The organism is Aromatoleum diolicum, from assembly GCF_012910955.1.
GTDB classification, from domain to species: domain Bacteria; phylum Pseudomonadota; class Gammaproteobacteria; order Burkholderiales; family Rhodocyclaceae; genus Aromatoleum; species Aromatoleum diolicum.
The window spans coordinates 81919-98890 of sequence record NZ_WTVQ01000013.1; the positions used below are offsets into that span (position 1 = coordinate 81919).

10 protein-coding genes are annotated in these 16972 nt (G+C 61.5%); 6 read left to right on the plus strand and 4 right to left on the minus strand.

The window, feature by feature from the left end; all coding sequences use genetic code 11:
- The first annotated feature begins 98 nt into the window (after window positions 1-98).
- Both GPA25_RS09830 and GPA25_RS09835 read left to right on the plus strand, forming a co-directional pair.
- Window positions 99-3806 (plus strand): DUF748 domain-containing protein, encoded by a 3708-nt coding sequence (locus tag GPA25_RS09830; RefSeq protein ID WP_169260199.1) that lies wholly within the window; start codon window positions 99-101, stop codon window positions 3804-3806.
- A gap of 103 nt (window positions 3807-3909) precedes the next feature.
- Window positions 3910-4206 (plus strand): 4a-hydroxytetrahydrobiopterin dehydratase, encoded by a 297-nt coding sequence (locus GPA25_RS09835; protein ID WP_169260200.1) that lies wholly within the window; start codon window positions 3910-3912, stop codon window positions 4204-4206.
- A 90-nt stretch (window positions 4207-4296) separates the two neighbouring features.
- Here the strand turns inward: GPA25_RS09835 and GPA25_RS09840 are convergent, their stop codons facing one another.
- Window positions 4297-5568, minus strand: a complete 1272-nt coding sequence (locus tag GPA25_RS09840; RefSeq protein WP_169260201.1) for an O-acetylhomoserine aminocarboxypropyltransferase/cysteine synthase family protein — start codon at window positions 5566-5568, stop codon at window positions 4297-4299.
- Window positions 5569-5817: 249 nt separating this feature from the next.
- Between GPA25_RS09840 and GPA25_RS09845 the strand changes: the two genes are divergently transcribed.
- The gene (locus GPA25_RS09845; RefSeq protein ID WP_169260202.1) at window positions 5818-6180 is read left to right on the plus strand and encodes a hypothetical protein; all 363 of its coding nucleotides are present in this window, start codon (window positions 5818-5820) and stop codon (window positions 6178-6180) included.
- Here the strand turns inward: GPA25_RS09845 and pabB are convergent.
- Window positions 6174-8240 (minus strand): aminodeoxychorismate synthase component I, encoded by a 2067-nt coding sequence (gene pabB, locus GPA25_RS09850; RefSeq protein WP_343034888.1) that lies wholly within the window; start codon window positions 8238-8240, stop codon window positions 6174-6176. The genes GPA25_RS09845 and pabB overlap by 7 nt on opposite strands.
- 25 nt (window positions 8241-8265) lie before the next feature.
- On the opposite strand from pabB, the gene GPA25_RS09855 reads away from it, so the two are divergent.
- Complete coding sequence (locus GPA25_RS09855) at window positions 8266-9516, plus strand: GGDEF domain-containing protein (protein WP_169260203.1); 1251 nt, start codon at window positions 8266-8268, stop codon at window positions 9514-9516.
- Between the two features lie 30 nt (window positions 9517-9546).
- On the opposite strand, the gene GPA25_RS09860 is transcribed toward GPA25_RS09855, so the two are convergent.
- The gene (locus tag GPA25_RS09860) at window positions 9547-12783 is read right to left on the minus strand and encodes an error-prone DNA polymerase (RefSeq protein ID WP_169260204.1); all 3237 of its coding nucleotides are present in this window, start codon (window positions 12781-12783) and stop codon (window positions 9547-9549) included.
- A 131-nt stretch (window positions 12784-12914) separates the two neighbouring features.
- On the opposite strand from GPA25_RS09860, the gene GPA25_RS09865 reads away from it, so the two are divergent.
- On the plus strand, window positions 12915-13367 hold the full coding sequence (locus GPA25_RS09865) for a YaiI/YqxD family protein (protein ID WP_169260205.1): 453 nt from the start codon (window positions 12915-12917) through the stop codon (window positions 13365-13367).
- 333 nt (window positions 13368-13700) lie between these two features.
- The gene (locus GPA25_RS09870) at window positions 13701-15512 is read left to right on the plus strand and encodes a M61 family metallopeptidase (RefSeq protein ID WP_169260206.1); all 1812 of its coding nucleotides are present in this window, start codon (window positions 13701-13703) and stop codon (window positions 15510-15512) included.
- 30 nt (window positions 15513-15542) lie between these two features.
- On the opposite strand, the gene GPA25_RS09875 is transcribed toward GPA25_RS09870, so the two are convergent.
- On the minus strand, window positions 15543-16910 hold the full coding sequence (locus GPA25_RS09875) for an MATE family efflux transporter (protein ID WP_425486376.1): 1368 nt from the start codon (window positions 16908-16910) through the stop codon (window positions 15543-15545).
- Window positions 16911-16972: the final 62 nt, after the last annotated feature.

Here is a 16972-nt window from a genome sequence, read left to right on the forward strand (position 1 = left end):
AGTCCTGCAATTCACAGCCCGGCGCCAGCCTGCTAGATTGGTGTCATGGACGCGCCATGCGTCCGGTAATCCGCACGGTATTGTCATGGAGTTCTTGGATGTCCGATGAAGGAAAGGGTCGCAGCACGCGCATCACGCCCGCACGCTTGAAACGCACGGCAAAGTGGCTGGGGGGCACGGTGGTCGTTGTCGCGGCCCTCGGATTTCTGGTGATGCCGCCGCTGGCACGTCACTTCGGTGAACGTGCTTTGGCGGATCTACTCGGGCGAACGGTCGCGATCGATCAGGTCAAGATCAATCCTTTCACGCTCTCCGTTGCTGCCAACGGCGTCAGCATTGCCGAAGCGGATGGGCAGCCCGGCGCATTTGCCTTCTCGACGCTGTATGCGAACCTGGAAGCCGAATCGATCTTCCGTGGCGGACCTGTCTTGCAGGAAGTGCGGCTCGAAATGCCGCAGGTGCGCTTTACACGGCTCGACGCCACGCGACACAACTGGTCCGATGTGGTGGAGCGCCTCGCTGCCCGACCGAAATCCGAAGACGACAAGCCGGCGCTTTTCTCACTCAACAACATTCAGCTCGTCAACGGTTCGGTGGTATTCGAGGATCTGCCGGCGGGGATCAAGAACGAGTTGTCGGCGCTCAACATCGGGCTGCCATTTCTGTCCAACCTGCCGGTCAAGGTAAGCCTCTTCGTTGAGCCTTCGATATCCGCCCTGGTTAATGGACGGCCGCTGAAGATCGGCGGTCGTACCCGCCCGTTCAGCGAGGATCGCGAGACACTGCTCGACCTCAGTCTCGACAGTTTCGACTTCACCCCCTATCTCGCGTACTTGCCTTTCAAACCCGCCTTCAAGCTGACCGAGGGGCGGCTGTCGACCAATCTCGAATTGTCCTTTGGCCAGACTGGCGATGGGGGGGCGAAACTGAGTTTGAAGGGATCAGTGGATCTCGCTGCACTCAAGTTGCAGGATCTCGCCGGCAACCCCTTGTTGAGCCTGCCGCGCCTGTCGCTTGGGCTTGCCGATGTGCAGCCGCTCGCAGCCAAGTTGCATTTCGATCGGCTCGAGATCGAGCAGCCGGTCGTTGATATCGTGCGCCTCGCAAACGGACGTCTGAACTTTCAGGAGATCCTTCCGCCAGCCAGCGCAGGCACCACTGCGGGGAGTGGGGGCACGCAGCAGGCCCCGGCAAGCGCGTCGGCAACGACCCCGATGGTCTTTACCCTCGACAATGCCAAAATCGTCGGGGCCACGGTGCGAATGGAGGACCGCGCGGCGAGCGGACCGGATTCCGGCGGCGCCATTTTCCGTACCGAACTCAAGGATCTGCAACTGGAAGCACGGAACATCAGTAATGTGCCCGATGCAATCGCCGACGTGGCGCTCGATTTCATCACCGATGCTGGCGAGAAGAGCAGCCACCGTGATCGCATCCGGCTCAGTCCCTTCGAACTCGAGGGGCGGATCATCGCCGAGAATTTCCTTGTCTCGCGCTACAGCCCGTATTACGGCACGCAATTGCCCGGCGGTGAAGTGCGCAACGGCCGCGTCGACGCGACGGTGCAATACAAATTCAAGACGGGAAGCGGCGAACCGCAAATCGATCTGCTCGCCGAATCGCTCGTCTTGCGCGAATTCGAACTCGCGCTCCGGGAACAGAAGCAGCCCGCGATCAAAGTGCCACGCCTTGCGCTCAGTACGATCACGATCAGTCCCGCTGATCGATCGGTAAGCATTGGCGCGCTCGAATCCAGCGGTGCAGCGTTCGCGCTCGTCAAGGATAACAAGGGCAAACTGGATGTTCTCGGCATGCTCCGCGACCCCGCGCCGGACAAGTCGGCGGTCAAGGCACCCAAATCCGCTCAGGCACCCGAATCCCCCGCCAGTCAGCCAGCTGCACCCGACAAGGCATGGGTCGTCGCACTGAACCGGCTTGCACTGGACAACTGGACGGTGCGTTTCGAGGATCGTACCCAGGGCAAGCCCATCGTGATGCTCGCCGAGGGGATCAAGCTCAACGCCGAAGGTCTCAGCACGGCAAAGGGTGCATCGACCAAACTCGATCTCGGCGCAAGCGTGAACAAGCGCGGGCGTCTCGGCGTTACCGGTACGGTCGGACTCGAACCCCTCAAGGGCGAGCTGCGACTGGACCTGCGCAGCGTCGACCTTTTGCCCCTGCAGCCGTACGTTGTCGAGCAGGTCAACATCGCCATTTCGCGCGGCAACGTAAGTACGCGCGGCGCTCTGGCGTTTGAAACGGCCCGCGATGGCAGTCTCAAGGGGCGCTTTCGCGGCGACTTGGGTGTCGACAATTTCGCCTCGATCGACAAATTGCAGGCGGCGGACTTTCTTCGCTGGAAAAAGCTCGGCATCAGCGGGATTGACGTTCGTACCGCGCCGTTTGCATTATCGATCAATGAGATCGCGCTGACCGATTTCTATACGCGCCTGATCCTTGATGAAAAAGGTCAATTGAATCTGCGCGAAATCCGTCCGCGTCCGCAGGGCGAGAGCGCAGCTGCCCCCACCGCGGATAACGCGCCGCCCGCGGCGGGAGCCAAGGCCGAAACCACACTACCACCACCGCCGGCCGAACCACCTCCGCCGATTTCGGTCGGCAGAATCGCCATCAAGCAGGGCAATATCGCCTTCAGCGACCGCTTCATCCGGCCGAACTACGATGCCAACCTCACCGGTATGGAAGGCGAGCTCGTTGGCCTGTCATCCGATCCGTCAACGATCGCCAAGCTCGATTTGCGGGGCAAGGTCGACAACGCCGCTCCGGTCACTGTCGCCGGCCAACTCAATCTTTTCCGGCAGGATCGGTTCCTCGACATTGCAGCCTCGGTGAAGGATTTCGAGCTCACTGCCGTTTCAGCCTATTCGGGCAAGTACGTCGGCTACGGTATCCAGAAGGGCAAACTTTCCGCCGACCTCAACTACAAGATCGAGGATCGCAAACTCACCGCGACCAATCGGATATTCCTCGATCAGCTTACCTTCGGCGACAAGGTCGACAGTCCGACTGCGCTCGACTTGCCCGTAAACCTGGCCGTATCGCTGCTGAAAAACAGCCGTGGCGAGATCGATCTCAACATGCCGGTCGGCGGCTCGCTCGATGATCCGCAATTCAGCGTTGCCGGCATCGTCATCAAGGCCATCATCAACCTGATCGGCAAGGCGCTGACCTCACCCTTCTCGCTGCTAGGCTCGATGTTCGGTGGTGGTGAAGAACTTTCGTATCTTGAGTTCCCGCCCGGGCGCAGCAGCTTCGATAAGGGCTCCAGCGAGAAGTTTGCAACACTTGCCCGCGCCCTCGGCGACCGGCCCGCGCTCAAGCTCGAGGTCACAGGTCATGCGGATCCCTTGACCGATCCGGACGGGATCCGCAAAGTGTTGCTGGAACGCAGCATCAAGGCTGCAAAGCTCAAGGAAATGGTGCGCAAGGGAGAGGACGCTCCGTCGCTTGACGAGATCACACTGAGTGACGAGGAGTACGGCATCTGGCTGAAGCGCGTGTATCGCGATGCTGATTTCAAGCGGCCCCGCAACGCCATCGGGCTGCTCAAGGATCTGCCCGTGCCGGAGATGGAAGCGTTGATGCTCGCCAACACCAAGGTCGATGACGAAGCTCTGAGGCAGCTCGCGCAGCGCCGTGCCCAAACGGTCAAGGACAAGCTGCTCGAAGACGGAAAGGTCCCCGCGGATCGTGTCTTCCTGCTGGCTCCGAAAGTCGAAGCCGCAACGGGAGACAACGCAGGTGAGGAGGGCGCCGCACGACGGACGATGTTCACGCTGAAGTGAGGGACCCGCGACGAGCCTATGTCGCCCTGGCTCACGGCAAAGCGCTGAATTCCGTTCTTCAGGCAGGCGGCGTCAAGCAGTCCGCCATAACGGGAGCAGAATCATGACGAAAAAGCTGACCGACACCGAGCGCGCCGACGCGCTCAGCACACTGCCGCTATGGTCACCCGTACAGGGGCGCGACGCCATCAGCCGCAGCATTCGCTTCAAAGACTTCAACGCCGCGTTTGGCTTCATGTCGCGGGTTGCGCTGATGGCCGAAAAACTCGATCACCACCCCGAGTGGTCCAACGTGTACAACCGCGTCGAGATCATCTTGTCGACACACGATGCGGGAGGGCTGAGCGAGCGCGACATTGCCCTGGCACGCTTCATCGACGCGGCCGCCGCTTCTGCTTGAATGACGTGAGTTACAGGTTCCGGGATGGCAAGGAATCCCGGAACCCGTGGTGCGCAAGAAAAGCCGGGTACAGCTCCGATGAACCGAAGATCAGGCCGCGGCGAGCGCCTGATCGAGGTCGCAAATCAGGTCGTCGACGTGCTCGATGCCCACCGACAGGCGAATCATGTCCTCGGATACACCGGCGCGCAGGAGTTCTTCCGGTGACAACTGGCGATGTGTCGTCGACGCAGGATGGCAGGCGAGCGACTTGCAGTCGCCAATGTTCACGAGTCGGGTCACCAGCTGCAGTGCATCCTGGAAACGGCCACCTGCTTCACGTCCGCCTTTCACTCCGAAATTCAGGATACCCGACGCACGTCCGCCCATGTAGCGCTGCACCAGCGCGTAATCCTTGTGCTCTTCCAGTCCGGCGTAATTCACCCAGCTTACCTTGGGGTGGTTGCTCAGATGGCGCGCGATCTTTACCGCGTTCTCGCAGATGCGATCCATCCGCAGCGCGAGCGTCTCGATGCCTTGCAGGATCAGGAACGCATTGAACGGCGAAATCGCCGCGCCCATATTGCGCAACGGCACGACGCGGGCGCGGGCGATATAGGCCGCAGCTCCCAGAGCTTCTGTGTACACGACTCCGTGATACGACACATCCGGCTCGTTCAGACGCCTGAAACGCTCCTTGTGCTGCGCCCACGGGAACTTGCCGGAATCGACAATGATGCCGCCGATCGAGTTGCCATGCCCCCCAAGATACTTGGTCAGGGCGTGCACCACGATGTCGGCACCATGCTCGAAGGGGCGGCACAGGTAGGGCGACGGCACCGTGTTGTCGACGATCAGCGGTACGCCGAGCCGATGGGCCACTTCGGCAAGCTTCTCGAAATCCGTCACGTTACCCAGCGGATTGCCAACGGACTCGCAGAACACCGCCTTGGTGCGTCCGTCAATCAGGCGCTCGAAGGCATCGGGATCGCGGTAATCGGCAAAGCGTACGTCGATGCCGTACTGAGGCAGTGTGTGGGCAAACAGGTTGTAGGTGCCGCCATACAGGGTGCTCGATGTAACGATGTTGTCACCCGCCTCGGCTATCGTCTGGATCGACGCGGTGATAGCAGCCATGCCCGATGCCATCGCCAGCGCGGCAATCCCGCCTTCCATCGCGGCAACGCGCTTTTCCAGCACGTCCTGCGTCGGATTCATGATGCGCGTGTAGATGTTGCCCTGGACCTTCAGGTCGAACAAATCAGCGCCGTGCTGGGTATCGTCAAACGCGTAGGAGGTGGTCTGATAGATCGGCACCGCCACCGCCTTGGTGGTCGGATCGGGCGAGTAACCGCCGTGAACAGCGAGTGTTTCGAGTTTCATGCGTTCATCCCTGGTTGGTGGCAAGAGGCTGTTGCCGGAGCGGAAAAGTATAACCAGCACGTAAGCGATCACGAAGCCGGGATTCTGCAAAGCTTAGCGTCCTGCTTAAATTGGGTAGTTTGCATGCAGATCGGGCAAAAGGTTATTGAAATGCTGCATTAATCATTGTTAATATATTCATTCTGTGGCGTGACGTTCGCACAGACATAAAAATCCGGATGCATAAATCGCGGGAAGGAGGAGAGGGGAATGGAAACTGCAGCGCACTCGGGCAAACATGCAACCTGGCTGGAACTCGCTGTCGCGCCCGAATGGCGGCGAAATAAGTGCAAGATTCGCGTTCACGCCCTGGGGCAGCGCGAAGGTGGCTGCTACGCAATCTCGATGGACAATCGCTGGTTGTGTGTTGGCAGCGGGGGCTTGACGGTTTTTCACGGCCTCAGCGCAGCACTCCGATTTCTGAAGCTCCTTCGCATCGACAATTTCGAACCCGGCGAAGCGGCCGATGTGGGTTCCGTTTGCAGTGGTGAGCGATACTGCCTGTGTGAAGACAAGGGCAGGGGTTTGTTAGCGTGCGATTGCGCAACGTGCCGGTGCTGCACGACTCATTGAACGGCGTGGATAAGTTCTACGCGGAATATTCCGCGTGCAGCATTTGCAAGATGGATCGCCCGCGCGCGTGAGAGGTCAGCTGCCGTGAGGCGGGCCTCTTTCGCTTTTCCTTGGTTCAACAGTTTGCGGCGATAAATGCCGTCCAGCGCTCCGCTTTCGAGTGGGGGGGTGAGCAAGTACGCCTCCCCGAGGTCAAGGAACACGTTGCTGCGCGCGCCTTCCGCCAGTTCCCCGTGCTCATTGAGGAACAATGCATCGAAGTGACCGTCGGCCATGACGCGCCGCAGTTCGGTGTCGTAGAACTTGCGCGCGGTCGTCTTGTGTCGCAGCAAGGGATCACGACTCGAGACACGCATGCTCGAGACAACAACCGTCGGAAGCGCATCCTGCGGCGGGGTCTCAAGCGCGGTGGACGAAATGCTGAACCGGCCCTCGGGATCCAGAATCAGCCGTACGCGCTGTGGTCCGTGCTGAGCGGCGGCGGCATTTTCCAGCGCCGAACGCACAGCGTCGAGATCCAGTACAAAACCAAATGTCTCGGCGGACTTGGCAAGGCGAGTCAGGTGCAGTTCGAGCAGCGGATACCGCACCGGGGCATCGGGTTCGCAGCGCAAGGTCTCTATCAGACCGAAACCCGCTTTCAGATCGGTCAGAAAACGTCCCTTCAGCAAGGATTCCGCCCATTCCGCCTGCGGCTCCGAATCCGCGACGATCCCACTACCCAAACCAAGCCGGGCTTGCCCTTCGGCGTCGATCTCGAGTGTTCGGATCGGCACACTGAAGCGGAAATCTCCATCCGGTGCAATCCAGCCCAGCGCCCCGCAGTAAAGCCCGCGAGGCGCCGATTCGAGCTCGTGAATCACTTGCATCGCACGGATCTTGGGCGCACCGGTAACCGAACCGCAGGGGAACAGCGCACGGAAAATCTCCGGCAGCTTGGCTGAGACTGGTTCGGCAACCACCGTCGAAGTCATTTGCCAGACGCTGGGATAAGGCTCGATCTCGCACAGACGTTCGACCCGCACTCCGCCGCTCGGGGCCAGACGGCCGAGATCGTTGCGGATGAGGTCGACGATCATGATGTTTTCGGCGCGATTCTTTTCCGATTCGGCAAGGGCTTGCGGATCGCTATCGCGTGCGGCAGTGCCTTTCATCGGACGACACACCAGACGGGAGCCGTGCCGTTCGACAAACAGCTCGGGCGAGCGCGACAGGATCGCACCATCCGAATGGCGTATCAGCGTGCCGTGGCGCACCGGTTGCGCGAGGCGCAGCGCTTGGTAAAGCGCGAGCGGACTGCCATACGCGCATCCGGTAAGCGCAAGCGTGAAATTCACTTGGTAGCAGTCGCCGGCATCGATCAGCTCACGAATGCGCGATACCGCGCTGCAATAATCGATTTCCGACAGGCTGTGCCTGATATCCGCGACGCCGGCAAGAAGTTGATGCTCTTCCTGTGATGACAAGGCATGTTCGATGCGATCGGACGTCTGTGTCGCCGACATGCGCTCGGCGCGCCGAAAAATCCAGGCCGTGAGCAAAGGGACGTACCCATCCGGCAGCAGGGGGGCCAGTCGTGGCTCCAAAGCATAGCCCAGTTCATAGCTTGCCGCGACGGCGACCCAGTGCCCCTTGGCACCTGCGGCAGCGATCGCCGCAAAGGCGTCCTGCAGGCCGTCCACGGCATCACAACGGATGCAGGATTCCAGTTCGTCAAGCAGCAGATCGCCGCTGTCGTCGAGATTGTCGTCAAACAGGGCAAAATTGCGGAATTCGTCAAACATGCAGAGGCTCGGAGCGTGGCGTACTGTATCGGCTGCCGCAGACGGGGCACCGTCGGTGTTGCGAGTGGGAGAAGGGCTGTCAGAATGCGGGCGAATGTTAGCCGAAACAAACCTGTACCCACCCATCGGATCGTTGGGATGGCGCGCCAAAGTAGAAAAATCATTCCCGGTCGCCGGTTGCGTGTCGACCAATTTTTTGAATTGCTGCAAAATATTAATTTGTATGGCATTGTAATGGCCGGATGGAATATGATTGCGTGATGTATAAAATCCCACCCCGCAATCAGGTATTGACTGACCGATGATTCATCCCCGTCTGTCGCTGACGATCTTCCTGGTGCTGGCATTTGTTTCACTTACCGCTGTCGGGCTCTGGATGCTCGACGGGGTGTTCGCCGCAGGCGAATTTGCGCAGTCATCCAAAACCCCATACAACGTCTTCGTCCCTTTCCTGGCGGTGTCGCTAGCCCTGCTGGCGATGGTTGTTGCGTGGGCTGTGTGGCCGCTGCTGGGCACGGCGCGGAGCGACGCATCGACACAGGTGTTTGCCGATGCAGGACGACGCGGCATTGGCGGTCCAGTTGCGGCCGACCGGGCTTCTGCGAACTCGAGCGGCGGTTTTCCTTTTCCCGTGAACGAATATTCGCTGCATACCTACAAGGCGGCCGTCGATCACGCACCGGCGGCGATCATGATCACCAACGCCCGCGGGCGTATCGAATATGTGAATGAGACTTTTCTCAGGAGCTCGGGGTATACGCGTGAGGAGGTGATCGGGCGAAGCCCTGCAATGTTCAAATCGGGGCACACGAAAATCGAGGTGTACACCGACCTGTGGCAGACCATACTTTCAGGAAAAATCTGGCGCGGGGAGGTCCGCAACCGGCGCAAGAACGGCGATGAGTACTGGGAAAACATGGCGATCTCCCCTCTGCGCGACCACTTTGGACGCGTTTCGCATTTTGTTGCAGTGCGGGAGGATGTCACCGAGCGCAGAGGGCGGGAAGAGGATCTGCGCCAGTTGGCGCAGATCGACCCGCTGACCGGTATCGGCAATCGTCGCTACCTGGTCGAACGCGCTGAGCACGAACGGCTGCGTGCGGAGCGCTTTGGGCAACCGCTGGCATTGCTGATGCTGGATATCGATCACTTCAAGAAAATCAACGACCGGCATGGCCATGCGGCTGGGGACGAGGCGATCTGCACGGTTGCACGCACCTGCATTGAAGGGGTACGCGAGATCGACATCGTGGGACGATACGGTGGCGAAGAATTTGTCATTTTATTGCCGGGCACCACGCTTGAAGGTGGCCGGGAACTGGCCGAACGTCTGCGTCAGCGCATTGCGGGGATAGAACTCACGGATTCCGAAGGAACGTCTTTCGGGCTGACGGCAAGTGTCGGACTGGCTAGCTTCCAGAAGGGCGACCAACTGGAACAAATGCTGGCCTCCGCCGATGCGGCGCTTTACCGGGCCAAGAGTCTGGGGCGCAACCGTGTCGTCGCGGTGATGGACTGTCTGGATGGTGCACCACCCGCTGACGTCCAGTGACGCGGTTCATTGATCGCGTGGTCACGATTTTCAGTGGAAATCCCGGCTTTGTGCATCAAGGGCGCCGAGCAGGGCCGAGTGGTCGACGACCCGGCTTGCCAGCAGGTGTATCACATCCCCCTGGCGGCTGATTTGTCCGAATACTCCCAATAATCGCGCGCCCAGCAATTCCCTGCGCTGACGTTCGAGGAGTTCCGGCCGGACGATCACGTTGGCGAGACCCGTCTCATCCTCGAGGGTCATGAACAGCGTTCCCTTGGCGGTACCGGGCCGCTGCCGGCAGGTCACGATGCCGGCAGCACGCGCCAGCTTGCGGTCCGGGCAGGTGGCGATTTCGGCCGCGGAGAGAAAGCGCATCGCGCTGAGGCGTGATCGCAGCAGGGCAAGGGGGTGGCGACCGAGCGTGAAGCCGAGCCGGGCGTAGTCGGCGATCAATTCCTGGGCTTCGGTAGGGGCTGCAAGCTTTGCTGCAGTTTCCGTCACCGGTGCGCCATACAACACGCCGCTTGCCGGCTGCCCGCCGGCCGCCTGCCATAGTGCTTGGCGACGATGTCCGGCCAAATTTTCCAGTGCGCCCGCCATGGCCAGCATTTTCAGCTCACCCGCATCCAGTTCTGCACGCAGGGCGAGATCGACGACGCTGGCGAAGGGATATGCCGCACGTGCCGTTGCGATACGTGTAGCGGCGTCGCTCCCGAAACCCTTGACCAGGTGCAGACCGAGTCGCACGGCAGCAGCCGGTGATTCGCCGTCGCGTTCCAGCGTGCAGTCCCAGTCGCTGACAAGGACGTCCACGCCGCGTACCGTCACACCGTGGCGGCGAGCGTCCTGAATCAGTTGCGAAGGCGAGTAGAAGCCCATTGGCTGGCTGTTGAGCAGGCCGCACAGAAAGGTGGCTGGCTCGAAACGTTTGAGCCAGGCGGAGAAATACACCAGCAGCGCAAAGCTCGCCGCATGCGATTCGGGGAATCCATAGCTGCCGAAACCTTCGATCTGGTTGCACAGACGTTCAGCGAATTCTGCACGGTAACCGCGCTCTGCCATGCCGGTGAGCAGTTTCGTTCGGTAGCGTTCGAGCTCGCCCTGGCGCCGCCACGCGCCCATGGCCCGGCGCAGCTGGTCGGCGTCGCCGGGCGTGAAACCGGCGACGACAACGGCAAGCTGCATCACCTGTTCCTGAAAGATCGGTATGCCGAGGGTGCGTTCGAGCACGCGGCGCACGCCAGCGGGCTGGCCTGTTTCCGGATTGTTGCCGACTTCGGCGCGCACGCGTGGTGTTGCAGTGGCTACTTGGCTGGAAGGGGGAGAATCCGGTTGGGGATAGTCGATTGCTTCGCCGCGTTCCTTACGCGCTCGCGCATCGAGGTAGGGATGCACCATCCCGCCCTGGATCGGCCCCGGACGCACGATTGCGACCTCGACGACCAGATCGTAAAAGCAGTGAGGCTTGAGCCGCGGCAGCATCGTCATCTGGGCGCGCGATTCGACCTGGAAGACGCCGACCGAATCGGCCTGGGCAAGCATCGCGTACACCGCCGGCTCTTCGCGCGGGATGTCGGCGAGGGTGAATTCCCGGCCATGCCATGCTGACATCATTGCCAGGCTGCGCCGTAGTGCCGACAGCATGCCGAGGGCGAGCACATCCACCTTGAGCAGCCCCAGGGTGTCGAGATCGTCCTTGTCCCACTGGATGACGGTACGTTCGGGCATCGCGGCATTCTCGATCGGTACCAGTTCGTCGAGCCGGCCGTGCGCAATGACGAAACCGCCGACGTGCTGCGAAAGATGACGCGGAAAACCGATCAATTCATGGGTCAGGACGACGAGGCGCTGGACGGTGGGACTTGCTGGATCGAATCCGGCTTCCTGCAGGCGTTCGGGGAGGATGCGACGGCCATCGAACCAGAAATGGTCGCGCGTGAGCCGTTCGATCTGCGTCAGCGGAAAACCGAGGGCGCGCCCGACGTCGCGCAGTGCGCTGCGTGCCCGGTAGCGGATCACGGTGGCGGCCAGCGCGGCACGCTCTCTGCCGTATTTGGCGTAAAGGTACTGGATGACTTCCTCGCGCCGGTCGTGCTCGAAGTCGACATCGATGTCCGGCGGCTCGTTGCGCTCTTTCGAGATGAAGCGCTCGACCAGCATGATGCCGAGTTCCGGATTGACCTCGGTGATGCCCAGTGTCCAGCACACCACCGAGTTCGCCGCCGAGCCGCGGCCCTGGCACAGGATGCCGCGGCTGCGGGCGAAGCGCACGATGTCGTGCACAGTCAGGAAATAGGCCTCGAAGCCGAGCTCCGTGATCAGCGTGAGTTCGTGTTCGATCTGTGCGCGCACTTGCCCGGGAGCAGGGTCGCCATGCGCCTGCCGATAACGCCAGCGCAGGCCGTCCTCGACCAGCCGGCGTAGCCAGCTCGTCGGGGTTTCTCCTGCCGGAACGAGTTCTGAGGGGTATTCGTAGCGCAGTTCGTCCAGACGGAATCGGCAACGCGCCGCGACCCGCAGCGTTTCGGCAAGCAGTGCGGGGGGATAGCGGCGGGCGAGTGTCGCGCGATCATGCAGGCGGCGCTCGGCGTTCGCAGCGAGCTGCCGGCCGGCCTCAGCAACGGTGGTGTGCAGACGGGTGGCGGTGAGCACATCGGCGAGTGGTCGTCGCGCGGCATCGTGCATCAATGCGCCGCTCGCCGCGACGGATGGCAGGCCCGCTTCGCGGGCAATCGCCTGCAGGGCAGCGAGCCGTGCGGCGTCGTCCGGGCCGCAAGCAAGTTCGATCGCGAGCCATGCCGCACCGGGAAAACGCTCGCCCAGCCAGCGTCCGTCGGCTGCCAGCGCGCTGTGCTCCGGCGAACCATCGTCCGGTGGCAGCAGCAAGGCGAGACAGCCGGGCAGCCCCACCTCGAGATCGGCGCGGACAAGGTGGTAGCGGCCTTTCTCGGCGGCCCGCCGTCCGATGCTGATAAGTCGTGCAAGCCGACCATAGGCCGCACGGTCAGTTGCCAGCAGCACCACCCGCGGCCCGTCGATGAGCCGGATTTCAGTGCCGACGATCAAGGTTAACGGTAGAGCGCAGCGGCCAATCTCACGATGCGCACGCACTACACCCGCAAGCGAGCATTCGTCGGTGATCGCCAGCGCGTCATATCCGAGTTCTGCAGCGCGGACCACGAACTCCTCCGGATGGGAAGCGCCACGCTGAAAGCTGAAATTCGTAAGGCAGTGAAGTTCGGCGTAGCCCAGAGCCCTGTCGGATGGCGAGTTGATACTGTTCATAAATACAGTATAGCGTCCATCCCGGTATGATTCGCGATGCGATGCGATCGCGCCATTCGGTGTGTTTTCGGTAACAATGAGATCGGTCGGTGCCGACTCCGGCCGCGACCATGAGCATGGAGCGACGAACGATGCAGATCTGGGTCGACGCCGATGCCTGTCCAAAGGCGATCAAGGAAATCCTGTACCGCGCAGCCGAGCGACTTGGCATCCCATTGACGCTGGTGGCAAACCAGCCGCTGTTTCCGCCCCGTTCTCCATGGATCAAGACGTTGCAGGTGCCGGCCGGCTTCGACGTGGCGGACAACGAGATCGTCAGACGACTGGCGGAGGGCGATCTGGTCGTTACCGCAGACATTCCGCTGGCGGCGGAGGTGATTGCGTGTGGTGGTCACGCACTCAATCCGCGCGGGGAGTTCTATTCAACGGAGAACATCCGCGAACTACTGAACCTGCGCGATTTCATGGATACCCTGCGTTCGACCGGGGTACAGACCGGCGGTCCGTCGGCATTAAGCCAGAACGACCGGCAGGTGTTTGCGAACCGTCTCGACCAGTTTCTGGCTCGCCACGGTCCGCGCTGAGCAAGTCCTTCGCTTATCCCCACTCTCCGTGAGCAGTCCTGTGGACAAGTTGTGGGGATACGCCGCAGACGACTGAACCGTAAGGAAATGTTGCGTCTGCACAAAAATGAGGCAGCTGCGCAACGGGCATTCGTAACAAGTCCTTCATTTATCCCCACCGGACGTGGGCAGTCTTGTGGACAACTTGTGGGGACACAGTGCAGGGTACTGATGCGAAAGGAAATGTTGTGTCTGCGCAAAAATGAGGCATCGGCACAACAATCTCTGTAATCGTGTGGATGTCTCGCTCCGGGCTAGAATTCCAAGTTCATTGCCCGATTCACGGAATTGTCGATGCCCGGCCAACCCCCTGTCTGCTACACCATTGCCCCGCGCCACCCCGAGGCACACCTGTTTGAAGTGAGCTGTACGGTTAGCGCTCCCGATCCGGCCGGGCAGGTCTTCCGTCTGCCGGCCTGGATCCCCGGCAGCTACATGATCCGGGAGTTCGCGCGCAACATCGTAACCTTGCGGGCGGAGTCCGACGGCAAGCCGATCGCGGTTGAGAAACTCGACAAACATACCTGGCGTGCCGCTCGGGTAGCGCGGGGTCGAGCGCTGACGCTGACCTACGAAGTCTATGCGTGGGATCTGTCAGTACGTGCAGCGCATCTTGATGCGACACATGGCTTCTTCAACGGCACCAGCGTGTTCCTCACGGTGGAAGGGCAGACCGACCAGCCATGTGTCGTGGACTTGCTCCCGCCATCCGGGCGCGAGCAGCAGGGCTGGAAAGTTGCCACGACCCTGCCGCGACCAGCAGGCGAACTTCTTGCAGCGCCGCCAATGGGGTTCGGACTCTACCGGGCTGCCAACTACGATGAACTGGTCGATCACCCGGTCGAGATGGGGACCTTCTCCCATGCACGCTTCGAGGCCGCTGGGGTGCCACACGAAATCGCATTGACTGGATGTCATGACTGCGATACCGAACGCCTGTGTGCGGATTTGTCGCGCATCTGCGCCTGGCAGATCGAACTGTTCGGGGCTCCGGCTCCGGTGGATCGATATCTGTTCCTGACCATGGTCGTCGGTGACGGCTACGGCGGACTGGAGCACCGCGCCTCAACTGCGCTGCTGACTAGCCGTGCCGACCTGCCGTATCGTGGCATGAGCGACGCCTCGGACGGCTACAAGACCTTCCTCGGGTTGTGCAGCCACGAATATTTCCACACTTGGAACATCAAGCGCATCAAGCCGGCGGTCTTTGCGCCCTACGATCTGGCTAGCGAAAACTATACGCGCCTGCTGTGGGCTTTCGAAGGCTTCACGTCCTACTATGACGACCTCGCGCTGGTACGCTCCGGCGTGATTTCGGTCGAGGATTACCTCGGACTGCTCGGCAAAACGGTATCGAACGTCCTGCGCGGCAGCGGACGCCTGAAGCAGAGCGTTGCGGAATCGTCTTTCGACGCCTGGATCAAGTACTACCGGCAGGATGAAAACGCCCCGAATGCGGTCGTCAGCTATTACGCCAAGGGTGCGTTGATCGCGCTGGCATTGGACCTGCAATTGCGTGCAGCAAGTGCCGGGCAGGTGAGTCTTGACGACGTGATGCGGCTGTTGTGGCAGCGGCATGGACTGACCGGGCAAGGCGTGGAGGAAGACGGCCTGTTCGCGCTGGTCGAGGAGGTGGGCGAGGGTGGCAGGAAAGGCCTCGGGCGGCGGCTTTCGCGATGGTTGAGGGACGCCGTCGAGGGCACTGACGATCTGCCACTCGAAGCACTGATCAAACCGTTCGGCGTCGAATATCGCGCCGAAGCAGGGGGCAAGGGGCCGACGCTGGGGGTGAAAGTCGCGGGTGGCAATGGCGAGGCAAAGCTTGCAAGTGTGTTCGACGGTGGTCCGGCGCAACGCAGCGGCCTCTCGGCTGGCGACGTGCTGGTGGCCATGGATGGTCTAAAGCTTACTGCCACGTCGCTTGAGGCCCAACTCGCGCGCCGCAGGCCGGGCGAACGCGTCGAAATCCATGCGTTCCGCCGCGACGAACTGATGCGTTTCGATGTTGAACTAGCATCGGCGCCCGCAGATACGGTGAAACTTGCGGCCGCCAAGAAGGCTTCGGCAACGATGCGCAACTTGCGCAAGGGCTGGCTGGGCGCTTGATGAAGGCGCGGTGGGGCGGTATGCCCGGTCTCAACTGCTTGTGACTTGTTGCCGCCGCATCACCACGCGCAAAAGCCAGCCGAACAACACCGAAGCCACAATCGTGGATACCACTCCGGCCTCCCAGAAACCTGCGACGCTGGGTCCCTGCTCGCGTCCCGGCGCGTGAAAACTCAGCCAGTAACCGCCCGCCAGGCCGACGCCCCAGAAACACAACGCATGCAACAACATCGGCAGGAAGGTTACCTTGTAGCCACGCAAGGCATGCGCGGCTACAGTCTGCACCGCATCGAACAGCTGATAGACGCAAATGTAGAGCACCAGCGCGAGGGCCACCGCACGCACTGCGAGATCGTCCGAAAACAATGCGACAACCGGTTCGCGGGCAATCCACAGGCCGATACCAATCACCGATACCAACACACTGGTAAGGATCATGCCTATACGCACCGTGGCGCGCGCGCGCGCCCAGTCATGTGCGCCGGCGGCCTGCCCGACCAGTACCAGGATCGCAATCGACATCGCCAGTGGCAGCATGTAGATCAGTGCCGCAAGGTTCGCCACGATGCGATGTCCGGCGACGGGTTCGGCCCCAAGCTGCGCGGCGAAGAGTGCGATCAGGGTGAAGGACGAGACTTCAATGAAAGTGGACAGACCCATCGGCACGCCCAGCCGCAGTAGCGCCAGGATCTCGCGCCGCTGCGGTGCGCGCCAGTGCGAAAACAGCTGGTAGGCCCGGTAAGCCGGATTGCAGGCGAGGTAGGTGGCACCACAGACCAAGCCAAGCCAGCTCACCGCCGCGGTCGAAATGCCGCAGCCGAGCACCCCCAGCGGGGGCCACCACAGGTGGCCATGGACCAGTGCCCAGGCAAGCGGAACGTGGGTCATCGTGACGATGAGGCTAATCGCCATCAGCACACGCGGTTTGCCGAGCGCGTTATTGAAGGCATAAAAAGTGCGGTAAAACAGGACTGCGGGCAGGCCCATAGCGGTGGCAAGCAGGTATTCGCGGGTTTTGGCATCGACGTCCGGCGGTACGCTGCTCAGCTCGAGGAGAAAGCCGGGAAAGGCCAGCAAGGCCATGCCTGGCAGCGCGAGCATCAGCGCCAGCCAGAAGCCCTGCTGCAGGGCAGGGCCGATTTCATGCGTCCGGCCGGCGCCGAAATGATGGGCCACGGTCGGAGCCACCGCTTGCAGCACGCCGACAACGAGCATCACGATGGAAATGTAGACGCCGCTACCCACGGCGATGGCGGCGAGGTCTACCGTGCCGTAGCGACCGACGATCACGGTATCGGCGATCAGCATGCTCATCGACAGCAGCTGGGCAACCAGCACTGGCCATGCGTGGTGAAGCAGGCGGCGAGCGATCGCAAGGGATGAATCTGGCGCGCTCAATGGGGAAGACCCCGGATGGAGACCGACATGCAGAGGGTTGTCCCGATGGGCAGGATGAAGCG